The organism is Mesorhizobium sp. M0938, assembly GCF_040319125.1.
Classification (GTDB): domain Bacteria; phylum Pseudomonadota; class Alphaproteobacteria; order Rhizobiales; family Rhizobiaceae; genus Mesorhizobium; species Mesorhizobium robiniae.
In genome coordinates this window covers 20,998-33,765 of the sequence record NZ_JAMYNS010000032.1, presented here as the reverse complement: position 1 = coordinate 33,765, position 12,768 = coordinate 20,998, and the positions used below count along the sequence as shown (strand labels likewise).

Genomic DNA, 12,768 nt, shown 5'->3' with positions numbered 1-12,768 from the left:
CATGATAGTCTATCCTTCGGGTTGATCGTACGACGATGGTGCCACCTCGCCGCTCCCCCGCATAGCTTCTCATGCATCAGAGCACCCAACAGCAAAAGGTGCGGGGAAATTCGCGCTTACCTTGTAGGCATACCTCGCCTGTCGCTTGCGCATCATGTGGATCATCTCGATGCCGGAGAGGATAACCACGTCGCTCGCATGCGACTTGAAGACGAGCATGGATCGAATGCGGCGCTTGATACGCCGGTGATCCTGTTCGATCCGATTGTTGAGATGCCGGCTATTGCGGATGCGGATCGGCTTCAGCGGTCGCCGCGATCGCTGCCGCAGCCGGCTTTCAGCATCGCAGGAAAGGATTACTTCGTAATTGGTCTGGCTGCCGTCGATGATGATGCGCTCCGGCCGGCCATGGCGCGTCAGCGCCTTGCGGAGGAAGCGTTGGGCCGCCACCAGGTCACGGTTTTCGCTGAAGAAGAACTCGACCGTGTCACCGAGGCTGTCGATGGCGCGGTAGAGATACATCCATGGCCGCGGACCTTGATGTACGTCTCGTCCATATGCCACTTGCTGCCGCCGCACGCTTGCGCCGGTTGAAGCGCTCCAGCAGCTGCGGCGAGAAGTGGGCGACCCAGCGATGCACAGTGGAGTGGTCGACCTTCAAGCCGCGCTCGGCCATCATCTCTTCCAGATCGCGCAGGCTCAGAGTGTAGTACCAGCGCACGCACAGCAGGATCACCGACTGGTCGAAATGCGACCCTTGAACATCACGTGCTCCTCCACAGCTGAGGCGTTTTTCTTGCCATGCTCGCTTACCAAAAAGTTTGCGACAGAGCCGTTCGAACCGCATGCCGACACCATCGTCAAGGGCGGCCGCGATGTCGATTATGGCCACAAGCTCAACCTGACGACGGGCAGGCCAGTCTGTTCTTTCAATTTAGACCAACTATGCGGATGCCGCCTCAGTCAGTTCAAGAAGGTAACCAATGCCGCGCACGGTCGTGATCCGTGGCGTTGCACCTGACCTACTCAGGTGTCCACGTAAGCGATAGATTCCGACTTCAAGCGCGTTGGCAGATACCTCGTCGTTGAACGAATAGAGGTGATCTTCCAACTGCGCACGAGGCACGATGCGGCCTGCACGGATAAGCAGATGCTCTAAGATACATAGTTCGCGGCGTGCGATCTTCAGAGGATGACCCGAGACGGAAACCTGTCGGCCGATCGGATCGAAATTGAGATTGCCAAATACAACGATGGGGTCGGTCACCTGTGTCGACCGGCGCAGAATGGCTCTCATTCTGGCGATGAGCTCATCGACAGAGACGGGCTTGAGCAGAAAGTCGTCCGCGCCACCGTTGAAAATCGCAATTCGCTTCTCGAGATCGTTGATGCTACTCATAATGAGGGTCGGAACTGAATGCCCGTCGCTCCTTAGTTGTCTCAGCCAGCCCAAGCCATCGCCATCTGGCAGAGCCAACTCCAGCAGGAGAATTTCATAGGTTGCGCAACAGAATGCCCTCGACGCCTGTTCCAGGTTGCCAACTACATCAACGGCAAAACCGCTATCCCCGAGCGCAGCTCGCACGGCGCGCGTAAGATCCACGTGATGATCAATGAGCAGCGTTCGCATTTCACGTCCTATCAAGGTAGGACAGGTCACCGTCCGCTGTAAGACCGGGGCGACAGCAGAAGTCGCGCAACTCTTCGTAGTGTTCGTAACGCTCTTTCCGATGGGTGATCGCGGGAGAATGCAAGCCGCACGCCTGCAATAGTCGGGGATGGAACACGTGAAGACCTGTTGACGGGCTGAAACCGTCGGTCGGCCAGCCCACAATGCCACCGACTCTGCCTGCGATTTCTCTGCGCTCGATCCTCCTATATGGGTTGCGTCGCAAACTCCAGCTGAGGTCGCAAGGGCAGGTTGCGGCTTTGTTCATTGAGAGGACCCCCTGGAGGCAATACCCGGAGGATTCCCTGTATAGCACTTCCCGATTTACCAACCGGTCATTCCGAACCACGTTCGGCGGCTTTGAAGACGCTCATTGAGCGCGGCTAGGTAAATCAAGGGTACGACCTGCCGGGTGTCGATGCCGCTTTTGAAGCAGGCATCGGCACCAGCTCGCTGAGCGTCGCCCGCGCAATTCAGCGGACGCGCTCGATACACCCAGTCGAATCGTGCCGCAGCTTGCCGCGCCGACAGGGCGGCCGAAGAGTTCAGGCTTGTGACCGAAGGGCTACGCCCAGTCGTCCTCCCATTATCAACCTCGGTCAAATCAAAGTGACGTTGAATCTGAACAAGTTGCGCCATCATATCACAAAAGACTTACCGATCCCCGACGTGCTCTAGCCTTAGTGCTTATTAAGAAGATCGGCTACTGTCTCTCCGCGTCGCCGGGCATCGGCGGCGAGCCACACCTCCCCCACCTCATACACGTCGCCGTGGGTACGAAACGGCACAATGACGTCAATGGCAGCCGACAGCAGGTCAAGAAGCGTGTGGTCTTCCACAGCAGCTCCTTGCGGGCTGCTCTTGACGAGTGAAAAGAGCTTTTTAAAGCCTTGGACCGGATCCGCCCCATGAATCGTCGATATTGATCCCGCATGGCCGGAGACGACTTCGCTAAGGTAGGCCCAAGCAGCATCATCGCGCATCTCGCCAAGCAATATTCGATCAGGGCGCATGCGCAAGCTGGCTTGCAACAGTTGCTCGGCTGTCACCGCACCTACGCCTGCTCGGTCCTTCGGATAGAGTAACCGGACATGATTCTCGTGCGGGATTGCAAGTTCGAGCGTGTCCTCGATACTTATCAGCCTCTCTTGCGGGGGTATAGCGTTGATCAAAGTCTTGCTCATTGTCGTTTTGCCGCTACCAGTAGGTCCGCAAAGCAGCATCGTAAGCCGCCCGCATACGCACGCTCGCAAAAATTGCTCCAAGTCACCATGGTCGTAGTGCTGAAGAATCGTTTCGTCCTGCCGCTCTTGGCGCTCCTTTCGTGACCGCCATTGATTCCAACGCGAGTATTCGTAGCGAGAAGAAACTTCCTTGAGTTCGGTCACACGACTTGAGGGACGCCGTATCGTCAGGCTTATTGTTCCTGAGGGAACAGCGGGCGGCAAACAGATCTGCAGCCGCTCTCCGTTCGGCAGCTCAGTCGCACAGAGGGGGCTTTGCGGTCCGACATCTTGCTTGCGCAGCGCTCCAGCGAGGATCGCGATGTCCTCCAGATCGTCATAAGATAGCGGTAGCGGATGTTTCGTGAAAACGCCGGCCTGTCGGACAAAGGCTTCCCCAGGCCGGTTGATAGCGACCTCTTCGGTCCTTGGCTCCTCAAGCCATTTCAGAACAGGGTTGAGAAGCAAACGCAATTGAGGGTCAGCCTCCGGTCGCATTGTTGTCTCTCCGGCGTTGGCGATGTTGGGGGGTGGCTGGCGCCACGGCGGTCGCTCTAAGATCGTATACATCTGAGAAATCGAGGTCCCGAGCCACAAAGATGGATACAGCATCTCCCTGGTTTTTCTTCAGAGTTGGCGGAACGTTGATCGTTGCTCTAAGGGTCGTCTCAACGGCTTGTCCGGCGTTGCTCTGGAAGCTGTTGATACCGCTTCCTCCACCTGAGCTGCCAGCGTATTGACCGGCGGCCTGAAACGCGCCTTGAATGACGCTCATGAGCATTGCTCCGCCAAAGCGCTGCCAGAAGTGATTATCCACCGTGCCAGGCATTCCGGAGCGGCCGAGCTCGTCAGCGCCCGGCGATGCTAGCGAAACGAGGGCATGGTCAGGCGTTTCGATGCGCGTCCACAGCACGAAGACACGCGCATCCCCCTGTTGGAGACCACGCTGGATCTCGCCAATCACGGTCGTCCCGCGATCCAAAAGCACCACATTGTTGGTGGCGCCGCGGACGTCTTTAGGTAAGACGCACTTCACATAACCCGGTAAATTTGTGTCGACTGCCGTTTGCAAAATGCAGGGGATGATCGTTCCTTGAGTAATCACGAGATCAGGGTGCGGCAAAAGTGTGGCCCGGCTTGGCTCCTGTATATCTGGCTTCAATCGCGCCGACAGATCGCCAGCGTCTGAAATCTCATCCGAGGTCACGGGCGCATCCCTATGGTTGTCTTCGCTCCGCTGACCGTCGTTGGGCATTTTACTGCTGCCACTGTAGGCGAAAATTGGTGTTTCCTCCGGCGGCGGATCAGCTGAAGTCGGCGTGGATGGCGCAGGATCTCCTGCCTGCGCCGCCTGTACGGCTGCTGGAGCTTCGGGAGCAATCTCAATCGGCACGGGGCGGAATGGTTCGGCGTCGGCGACAATTGGAGGTTTTGGCTGAGTTGGTTCGTCTTGTGTGCTGGGACGACCTCCGAGCCAGATGAGTGATAGAGATGAGATGAGAACAAGAGCAGCGACGGCCAACTTCTGCAATCCCGAAACATGCCGGCGGGCCGGCTCCGAGACCATCGATCCGGAGGCATGGACATCATGTCCCGACTGTGGGCCGGTTTCATTCATCGGCCGAGCCTTTCAAAACGCGCCACACGTCGGGTGTCACTGTACCGGTCCCTGGCGCTCGTCCCACAGGGTCATAAGCCCTGTTGAAAATGGACAAGACCGTATTGCCATCTCTCAGACGCCATTCCCGGGCGACTGCGGATACTTCAACATAGTCCCCTTTGACCGTGTAATTGGCAGCGGCTTCCTTGCCGTCGGGATTGATAATGTAGAGGGAGGGTATGCGGGAATTGCTTGCGAAGCCAAATACGGTGGTAAAGCCATTATCGAAAACTTCCAGCGGCGACAGCGATCGATCGCCCTTTGCGACGTAGTGAAAATTGCTTTCGTCCGGACTGGTAGTTGCGGCGGGCCGATTCAACAAATCCTGAACTCTCTCGTCGCGCAGCACTTTCGCCCGGGCCTGACCAAGAATCGAGCGCCTTTCTGCGTCCTTTCTCCGAGCAGCAGCCTCATCAGCAGGATAGGTGAACTGCACACTGTAGTATAGGTCAGGTTGGTGCTCATCGAGTTTTGGCATCGCTCTCGTTGAAATACTGAAGACGTATCTCCGTGTACCGGACTCACTCTCGGCCAGCACGATGACCGGCTGCGGCGGGAGCATCCGGCTAGCCTTAAAAAAGAGATAGTTGGCGCGCGGGAGCGCAGCCAGGTCTTTGCTATTGGAAACGGCCACGGCTGCGACTGTCTCGTTGGCCGCGAATGTGACAACCAGCGTTGCCCCCACTGCGGTAGACAGGCGCACCACTTCGTCAGGACGGTAAGCCAGGTAGCGCATGCGCGCATCATGCTTGCCGGCAAGTGGTGTGTCTTCCGCGGACGCTTCCATCGTTAAGAAGAGTGAACAGACCAGCGCGAGAAACGCTCTTTTTGTCATGGCTGCACATAGCCCAGGTTCGATACGCTATCTTCCGAGCTTTGATAGGAAGTGATGAGTAGACCTCCCGGATTGGTGAGCCTCGATTGCCCAGGCAGACCCGTCAAGCGCTCGTAGCGGATGGTAGCTGTCCAGGTGGTCACTATCGGCATCTGCCCATCGACAACAAGCGTACGTTTGTAACGGATCTGTTGAACGTCCGGACTGATGTCGTTTGAAGAAATATGCCCGACCTCGAGCTTGCCGCGCTTGCCGACCGTGACTTGCGGCGAGGTGGGATTCGGATAGTTGAAGAAATCTTGATATTGCTGTCGCACAGCCGGCGCGCTGAAACTGGATACGAGGTCATAGGCGTATTGGGCTGTATCTGCTGTGTACCCCTCGCGCAGGCGTACATATTCCCACAGCGAAGCATTTATGACGGCTCGGTCTTGGGTTGCCGGCAGTCGAGACACTGACACTTCGCTGTCGACGGTCCCATCCGGCCGGACCCAGAGGAACACAGGTACGAGCTTGGCCAACGGGACCATGGCAGCGATGGTAAATGCCTGGGCAACATTTCCTAGGACCGCCGCTGCGGCAAAGGCGATCAGGGCCTTTGACAGGCGCCGCGCAGACTTCGCTCGTGACGTTTGAAACGCTTCCACCTTCTTATAGTGGGCGGCTAGCGTTTCACTCTCCACCAGAAGGGCATGTTCAGGAAATTTCACTTTGGCTCTTCCGCGCATTCGACCTGAAGATCCTCAGGGGTGGTTTCCCATTGTCCCACGTTCAGTTGGAATGGGGCACCCGCGCACGTCGCAAGCCCATGGCTCGTCTTGCAGGCGGCCAAAGCGAGGATTGACAGAAGTAGGCAATATTTCATGTTTTTGGCACCGAGCTTGTCGATTGATTAACCACCCGCCGTTTTGGCAAAGTGGCGATTGAGGCTGTTAAGAGGTCGGTTCGCACCTCCCCAAGAGCCGCCGGCGATGCTGCTGGCGATCGTCGGAAGCGCGACGATCAGAGCGTCACCAGCTAGGAAAAGCATGTCGAGCTCGTAAAGCCCGATGATCTTGGCTGCTGTCGTGCCCGAGAATTTGATCATCAAAAGCATGGCTGCCAGCGAGACTGCTTCGGCAGCGATTACTATCGTTGCAACGATGTTGAGGAGGAGAAGCAGCAGCCCGTACGAGAGCAGTTGGCCGATCCATCTGGTGGCTATGTCTCGAGTGTGATCAAAAAGGTAGCCTACAAGGACCAGGGGGCCGATCGTCAAGAGCACCTTCGTCAGAATTCCAACGGCATCGTAGATCTCGAACGCTGTCCACAGCGCGCCGTAGAAAATCCATTGCGCTCCCTCGAAAGCAAGTATGTCCTGGCCGTTCATAGGCCCAATTTCGGAAGCAATCAGCTGAAAGACATACTGGCTTGAAGCAAACATGAGATCGAGCTTCTGGGGGATTCCAATGAAGGGCAAGTCGCTGCCACTGATGTCGTGAGCCAACCTCGGAATCGTGTCGTCGAAGACCGCTTCAATGTACTGCTGATAGTTGGCCTGCCCTAAGATAAGGGCGACGACAATCGACACCATGATTACGCGCGAGATACCCCCGCGCGCATCGACTTGACCACGCATGACCAGACAGCCTTGGATTATTATCCAGAGCGTGACACACGCAACCAGAGGCGCACTGACCGCCGCTTGGACGTTTTCAAGCACTTTGTGCAGCCCGGACGTGAAGGCCCCATGAAAGATCGTGTGTATAGTCGTGAATGGCGCGGGAATTTTGAAATTCATGGCGTGAGCCTGATGTGTCCCTGATCAGCGCAGCTTAGCCTGATGAATTCTGTGTGGTTTACGGGAGGATGCTAAACATATTAGCGGTGTCCTGATGTTCGCGACGCTGCGTAGCGGCCTCCTCCACGGCGTGAAGGCTCCCTTGTGCAGTGGCCATTGTCAGCAGACTCGTGGCCTGGACATTTTGGATCATCGCATCGTGAATCTGCTTGAGGACCAGACCGTTGGTCACGGTGGCCTGCATAATATTTCCCGAGCGGGAAAGCTGACCAAGCGTGCCGGCGTTATCCTTAAGGCGCTTGTCCATCATGCCCAAAGTGTCGGCTGCAATAGCTGCGGCATTGGCGGCCCCGGCGATTTGTCCCTGTAACAGTTTCGCTTCTGAATCGGTGCCGTTGACTATCCGATTTGGGTCCTTCGCAATGTTACGGGCCATAATCGAAGCTGGCGCCCGAGCATCAAACATCTGCTCCTCCAGCTTATTGCTCGACGGGTAGTGATTTCCTTGGTTCAGTGAGCTTAGCAGTCCCGTGACAGCGAATGACGACGTTAGCATTGTCACCATTTCGATCGTGGTAGCGAGCGTCTCGATTGACCTCTCAAGGATCGCCGCATTGGAAATCGCTGTTAAGGTCGATTGTGTTTCTGTTACAGGGTCGGTGACGATCCATTGCGACCGGGCCTGTCCGTGAAGCAGAAGGGAAGCAGCAAGGGTCGTTACTGCAAGTTTGGCAACTTTCATGAATATTCCTCCGTCAGTCTTGAACTTCATGGTACCGGGCCATGAATTTGTCGAGCCATCCACTTGGGGCGTCTCCGTGCTGGTTACGAAGATGGTCGGCAAAGCGCACTGTGTTGGCCCGCCCCGAGAGTACGGCTACGTACTCGCGCATCTGCCCAAGATCGAATTCGCAAACAATACTTCCGCTATCGCGCTTGAGCAAAAACTTGCGGCTGCCGATTGCCATTCCCTGGCGGATTGCCTCGAACTCCTGGGCAGTGCACTTCAAGCCATCGACATACGCAGAGCGGTCCGCCGTCGGTGATGGGTAGAAAATTTTCGTCATACATTGCGCAACGAGACTAGCTCCGAGAGGCGATTCCAGAACGTGTTCAGGCTGCTGCGTTGCGAGTATCAACATGCCGTTGTTTTTGCGGACCGTGAGCAAGAACTTGTCGATAACGGCCGAGAATTGGGGGTTGAGTAGATAGAATCGAAATTCGTCGCAGCTCATGACGAACCGACGACCATCGACGATAGCGCCCACTCGATGCAGAAGGTATGCGGCGGCCGGTGCACAGACCTCCTCATATTCCAGGAGCTGCGTCATGTCGAAGCCCGTAATGGAGGCATCCAGCCTTACTTCGTCCACGTCGCCGTCAAAGGCCCATCCAAGCGCCCCCCCTCTACACCACCGCTGCAGCCGTGCTCCTGCGCCCTCGGAGGGGCTGTGCAATAGGAACTCGCGCAGGCCCGCAAGTGAGCGCATAGGGGGTTCGAACGAAAGCTGACGAACAATGCCGCGTTCCAGCCGACGGCTTTCCTCCGGCGAGATCGGACCACGGCCGTCACTCTCGATCAGGGCCATCAACCACTCGCGCAGAAAGTCCCGAGAGGCGGAGGTGTTGTCCAGTCCACGCAGAGGGGCCAAGCCGCTCGGAGCGCCTCTGCGCAACGCAAGATATGTCCCTCCCGTGGCTCGCACCAGCAGTTCGCCACCCCGATCCTTGTCGAAGAAGACGATCGCACCATTGCGATCGACCAGGCTTTGCTCAAGCATCGCGAGGACAAAGGTCATCAGCGTCGTCTTGCCTTTGCCAACGGGCCCGAATATTGCCGTCATGCCGACGTCATTCTCATGGGGGATGTAATCGAAAGAAGTTCCACCGTTTGTGCGAAAGCGCGCAACAGCATTGCCCCAGTGGCCGGAACTGGAACCGCTTGGGAAGTTCTCAAATGAGACGAGCCCGGCAAAATTGTGTGAGGTGATCGCCCCCGGGCGCGTGCGCCACCTGTTGTTCCCCGGAAGTTGGGACCAATATGCGGCCTCCATGCCGATGCCCTCTTGGACGATAACGGCGCCCGCGTCGGCCAGCCGTGCGCGGGCACTTGCTGCGCGATCTGCAAGGCTATTGAGGCTGTCGGCATAGACGCACAGGCTCAGATGATGCGAACCCATCACGAATTCGTTGCTTGCCAGTGCGTCCTCTGCCTCGGCAAGTTCATTGATCTGGGTGAGGGCCTTGTCGCCGGCACTCGTCATCTGGCTGGACTTAAGGCTTAGTTTGGCATGAGCTTGTGGGCGAGTGAGGAAGGAAAAGCTCTGGCTCAGGACAAGCGGGAAGTTGGCGGACAGCAAGGAATTTAGCATGCCGGGCCGCGTCGTCGCCGGATATTCACGGAACGAAAATAATGATCCGACGGAGCTATCCCCGGGCCTTCGAATCTCAAGCGCCCGCTTCCCGCAGATGACCTGGTCAGTGTAGATCGAGGCGCCAAGCGAGCCGGTAACCATCGGAACCGGAAGAAACCGGCAAGTCATCATGAGCCGAAGCGCCTCGCCGATTTCCGTGAAGAGCACGTTGCCTTTCTCACGAATGCCCAACCGGCGCAGACCGTAACCGCCGAGTGCGCCAGCAATGATGTGCCAGAGGTCTTCCAGGCTCCGCATTTGGGTGGCTAGATCGTGCTCATTCCGTCTGCGGGACTTGGCAATCCGCAAGCCGATCTTGCCGATTGCGGTGCGGGGGGACACGATCAAAGTGAGGAAGTGATCGTTGCGAAAGAGCTTTCCCGACAGCACACGACGCTCGTAGGCCTCGCTCAGACTGACAGCGAATGCACTTTGAAACTGGCGCGGCGCCGGCGCCGGCACATCGTTGTGTCTCACAAGATGAGCGTATATCGAGACATTGTCATCGGCGATGTTGCGCAAGAGAGTGTTGAACGCGCGGCAGCGCGAGTTGCGCATCTCAGCGTCTTCCAAATCAAAGGGCACACCGTTCACATGTGCCATGGCCATGATCGATCCGTCTTCCAGAAGGACAACCTGATCGCTTGCGTGACCAACATACGGAAGGTAGATCTCGCCAGACCTCTCGGTCCGGCCGCTGGCGCCGAACATTACACCATTCCTCTTCCGCGTTTCGGCACTCTGATCGGATTGGCGCTGACGCTTGCGCCTCCCCAGACCGGCCCGTCCACGCTTCTGCCGGCCGTCTGCAAATAGAGCAGCACGACGCTTGCCGCGTTATAGTCACGCTCAACAACCAGCCGTGCTCCGAACCAGAGTGGCGCGAGAACGATTTCGTAGAGCGGGTTCTGAAGGATAATGATAACAAGCCCAGCCAACATCATGAGCAATCCGGCCAGCGTCAGCGGCACCCCCAGAAACAGTGCGGGGCGCGTCGCCGCCACATAGAGGGTGCTCACTTCCAACCGGTCGCTCATCAGCCACCGCCTATGAGCGCCTTGCCCAGGAAGCTGGCCCCGAACATGATGACGATCCCTCCAACGACACCCGCAACCAGGCCAAGTGAAGCACGACCGAACATCCAAGAGATACCGATGGCTACGAGCCCGAGCACGGCCAGTGATTGTCCAAAGGGGCCAAGTATGAACGTGCAGATATTCTGGACCATCTTGGCAGGATCCGTCCCTCCGGTCACCTGAGCCGCGGCTGGCCCGCTGTAGAAGACCGTCCACGCCGCGCCTGCAGCAGCAGCCGGTACATATTCAGCCGCCATGCGCAGCATGGAAAAAGGCGAAGGAACACGCGTTTTAAGCGCACGAAGTATCTTGAGTGGCGTCATCATTGCATCTCCATGTTTCAATCGAATACGAGTTTGTTCGGGTTCGCGGGTTCCCGTGCTTTCGCAGCCTGGCTGCCTGTCGGACCGGAGGGATCGGCCCCGGAGCGGTCTGGCTGATACGACCCCCAGATGTCCCAAGAATCTTGGTTGGGCTGCTTCTTTCTATTGGCCTGTTGGCTCTGCTGGAGCAGAGGCGGCACGGCTTTCCGACCGGGTGCCTCAAGGTGCGGCACATCTCGAGCAGTCGGCTCCAGCGTTCGCTCAAGGAGACTTGAGATGTCCTTTGCGGCCGACTCGACCTTGCGTACATAACCGTTGGCGAAGCCACGCGTGACGTCGCCCGTGTTATAGGCCGAGATGGCACGGCGAAGCGCCAGTTGCTGTGCCACAGCAGTGGTGCCGCCGGCATACCGGCTTTCAAGCAAGTGGGCGGCAGCCGAAAGCGAGGCGCAGGGCTCGAAAGCCCTTTCCGGCGTAAGATTGAGCATGGCAAAGTTCTTGCTGTTTATCTGCATCAATCCAACATCGACAGAATGTTGTGCTTCGAGGCGTTGCTTGATGCCCCGCGTGGCTTCCAGGTGGTCTATCCAGCGAAGCTGTTCACCTGTGGTGTTGTCATGAGCCACCAGCGTGTCAAAGCCACTTTCAATCTTGGCAATCGCGGCCAGGGTGGACGGCGCAACCCAGGGAGCGCATTTGCGCGACAGGCTGCGGAACTCACGCGGAGAGAGTGGCGCGGGCTCGGCTGGGAGTGACATGGATGTCAACAGGACGATGGCCAGCGCCCAAGCTGCAATAAACATTCCCTATCACCTACCTTTCCAAGCCGCCGGACGGGTTCTGGCCCTGTCCGGCACGCGCTTATCGGGGAGGTTTGTTACTGTGTGATGTTCAAGTTCAGCTTTTCGGTTTCAACTGAAGCAAAGACCGTGTTCGTCTCAGCGTGGGTGAGCATCTTGCGCATGCGTGGGTGGCGCGGGCCCGATCAGCCAGCGACATCCGGAGCATCTTGGTTCAATGACTCCTGTGCAGGATTGCTCGTCCCGGCCGTCCGTTGCTCCTGGAGTGTGGGCCGCGACTTCGGCGCCATGGATGGTACTTCTGTCAGCGCCAAGCCAAGGACAAAATGGGGAGCTTGGCGGGTTTGTTCAGGCTCGGGATCACCGTGGGGAATCGACGAAGGCGATAAAGCAGCCCAACTTTGCCGGTATGCTGCCGGTCCTCAAAGAGCAGCCATGCGCGGCCCTGCACACTCAGATCATTGCTTGAGACGCGAGCTCGTCCGCGAAGCTGGCTCGAAGGCGCAAATCCGCAGGGGAGAGGGTCAACTGGGAAGACGTGGCGGCGCAGCCCATCCTGGTGCGAGCCTGGTTCAGCTGTTCGGCCGCCGCCGCCGCCAAAGGGAGGATCATGCACAGTCCCATCGGCAGAAAACCGCACGTCATTGACGGAGTCCGACGGCGCAATGGACAAGCATAGTGACACGCTCAAGATGGAGGAGTTGCAGTAACTGAGAAATGTTAGCCCGGACGTTCACCGCAACCGGCGACCTGCCGGTCGCCCGAACAGCATTTGAGGCCGCCGGCCACCTTGGACGAAGCCGGCTTGGCAGGAGCCATACTATTTGGCACAAGGCCGCTGCAGCGAATCACGGTCTTCTTCCGCCGACCGCCTCTCCGATCAAGCCAAACGCCGCGCTGCTCAACCATGTCCGAGCTGGATCCACGAGCCGGAGGATATCGAGATGATCCAGGTCCGCAAACTCCAGGATGACCAGGATGCAAGGGC

The 12,768-nt window shown here is 57.7% G+C and carries 12 protein-coding genes and 1 pseudogene; all 13 read right to left on the bottom strand.

The features are described from left to right. Window positions 1-69 precede the first annotated feature (69 nt). A pseudogene (locus NKH73_RS31350) lies at window positions 70-736 on the bottom strand (IS6 family transposase). A 207-nt stretch (window positions 737-943) separates the two neighbouring features. Further along, the gene (locus NKH73_RS31345) at window positions 944-1,630 is read right to left on the bottom strand and encodes a response regulator (RefSeq protein ID WP_352939099.1); all 687 of its coding nucleotides are present in this window, start codon (window positions 1,628-1,630) and stop codon (window positions 944-946) included. Window positions 1,631-2,349: 719 nt separating this feature from the next. Beyond that, window positions 2,350-3,390, bottom strand: coding sequence for a P-type DNA transfer ATPase VirB11 (gene virB11 / locus NKH73_RS31340; RefSeq protein ID WP_023737143.1), 1,041 nt, complete (start codon window positions 3,388-3,390; stop codon window positions 2,350-2,352). Continuing rightward, on the bottom strand, window positions 3,374-4,510 hold the full coding sequence (virB10, locus tag NKH73_RS31335) for a type IV secretion system protein VirB10 (protein WP_352939096.1): 1,137 nt from the start codon (window positions 4,508-4,510) through the stop codon (window positions 3,374-3,376). The genes virB11 and virB10 overlap by 17 nt, the downstream gene beginning before the upstream one ends. Next, window positions 4,503-5,387: a TrbG/VirB9 family P-type conjugative transfer protein gene (locus NKH73_RS31330; RefSeq protein WP_352939093.1), complete on the bottom strand. Its 885-nt coding sequence runs from the start codon at window positions 5,385-5,387 to the stop codon at window positions 4,503-4,505. Before NKH73_RS31330 ends, virB10 begins: the two co-directional genes overlap by 8 nt. Next, entirely contained in the window at window positions 5,384-6,097 is a 714-nt protein-coding gene (locus tag NKH73_RS31325) for a type IV secretion system protein VirB8 (protein WP_352939090.1), read from the bottom strand. Before NKH73_RS31325 ends, NKH73_RS31330 begins: the two co-directional genes overlap by 4 nt. Continuing rightward, window positions 6,094-6,252: a type IV secretion system lipoprotein VirB7 gene (locus tag NKH73_RS31320; protein ID WP_081731114.1), complete on the bottom strand. Its 159-nt coding sequence runs from the start codon at window positions 6,250-6,252 to the stop codon at window positions 6,094-6,096. Before NKH73_RS31320 ends, NKH73_RS31325 begins: the two co-directional genes overlap by 4 nt. 27 nt (window positions 6,253-6,279) lie before the next feature. Further along, window positions 6,280-7,167, bottom strand: a complete 888-nt coding sequence (locus NKH73_RS31315; protein WP_352939088.1) for a type IV secretion system protein — start codon at window positions 7,165-7,167, stop codon at window positions 6,280-6,282. A gap of 58 nt (window positions 7,168-7,225) precedes the next feature. Next, window positions 7,226-7,909 carry a TrbJ/VirB5 family protein gene (locus tag NKH73_RS31310; protein ID WP_352939085.1) on the bottom strand — a complete coding sequence of 228 codons (684 nt, stop codon included), beginning with the start codon at window positions 7,907-7,909 and terminating at the stop codon, window positions 7,226-7,228. 13 nt (window positions 7,910-7,922) lie between these two features. Beyond that, on the bottom strand, window positions 7,923-10,292 hold the full coding sequence (gene virB4 / locus NKH73_RS31305; RefSeq protein ID WP_352939082.1) for a type IV secretion/conjugal transfer ATPase VirB4: 2,370 nt from the start codon (window positions 10,290-10,292) through the stop codon (window positions 7,923-7,925). Beyond that, window positions 10,292-10,618: a type IV secretion system protein VirB3 gene (locus NKH73_RS31300; protein ID WP_023679584.1), complete on the bottom strand. Its 327-nt coding sequence runs from the start codon at window positions 10,616-10,618 to the stop codon at window positions 10,292-10,294. The genes virB4 and NKH73_RS31300 overlap by 1 nt, the downstream gene beginning before the upstream one ends. Next, a complete protein-coding gene (gene virB2, locus NKH73_RS31295) occupies window positions 10,618-10,923 on the bottom strand; it encodes a pilin major subunit VirB2 (protein ID WP_023673707.1) in 306 nt (101 codons plus the stop codon). Before virB2 ends, NKH73_RS31300 begins: the two co-directional genes overlap by 1 nt. A 74-nt stretch (window positions 10,924-10,997) precedes the next feature. Beyond that, complete coding sequence (locus NKH73_RS31290) at window positions 10,998-11,783, bottom strand: type IV secretion system lytic transglycosylase VirB1 (RefSeq protein ID WP_352939079.1); 786 nt, start codon at window positions 11,781-11,783, stop codon at window positions 10,998-11,000. Window positions 11,784-12,768: the final 985 nt, after the last annotated feature.

What these genes read in the sequence shown, in the direction of transcription:
- virB2 (WP_023673707.1), bottom strand. Translation starts at nt 10,923, where the DNA reads ATGCTGCGCATGGCGGCTGAATATGTACCGGCTGCTGCTGCAGGCGCG.
- NKH73_RS31310 (WP_352939085.1), bottom strand. Translation starts at nt 7,909, where the DNA reads ATGAAAGTTGCCAAACTTGCAGTAACGACCCTTGCTGCTTCCCTTCTG.
- NKH73_RS31315 (WP_352939088.1), bottom strand. Translation starts at nt 7,167, where the DNA reads ATGAATTTCAAAATTCCCGCGCCATTCACGACTATACACACGATCTTT.
- virB10 (WP_352939096.1), bottom strand. Translation starts at nt 4,510, where the DNA reads ATGAATGAAACCGGCCCACAGTCGGGACATGATGTCCATGCCTCCGGA.
- virB4 (WP_352939082.1), bottom strand. Translation starts at nt 10,292, where the DNA reads ATGTTCGGCGCCAGCGGCCGGACCGAGAGGTCTGGCGAGATCTACCTT.
- NKH73_RS31345 (WP_352939099.1), bottom strand. Translation starts at nt 1,630, where the DNA reads ATGCGAACGCTGCTCATTGATCATCACGTGGATCTTACGCGCGCCGTG.
- virB11 (WP_023737143.1), bottom strand. Translation starts at nt 3,390, where the DNA reads ATGCGACCGGAGGCTGACCCTCAATTGCGTTTGCTTCTCAACCCTGTT.
- NKH73_RS31300 (WP_023679584.1), bottom strand. Translation starts at nt 10,618, where the DNA reads ATGAGCGACCGGTTGGAAGTGAGCACCCTCTATGTGGCGGCGACGCGC.
- NKH73_RS31330 (WP_352939093.1), bottom strand. Translation starts at nt 5,387, where the DNA reads ATGACAAAAAGAGCGTTTCTCGCGCTGGTCTGTTCACTCTTCTTAACG.
- NKH73_RS31290 (WP_352939079.1), bottom strand. Translation starts at nt 11,783, where the DNA reads ATGTTTATTGCAGCTTGGGCGCTGGCCATCGTCCTGTTGACATCCATG.
- NKH73_RS31320 (WP_081731114.1), bottom strand. Translation starts at nt 6,252, where the DNA reads ATGAAATATTGCCTACTTCTGTCAATCCTCGCTTTGGCCGCCTGCAAG.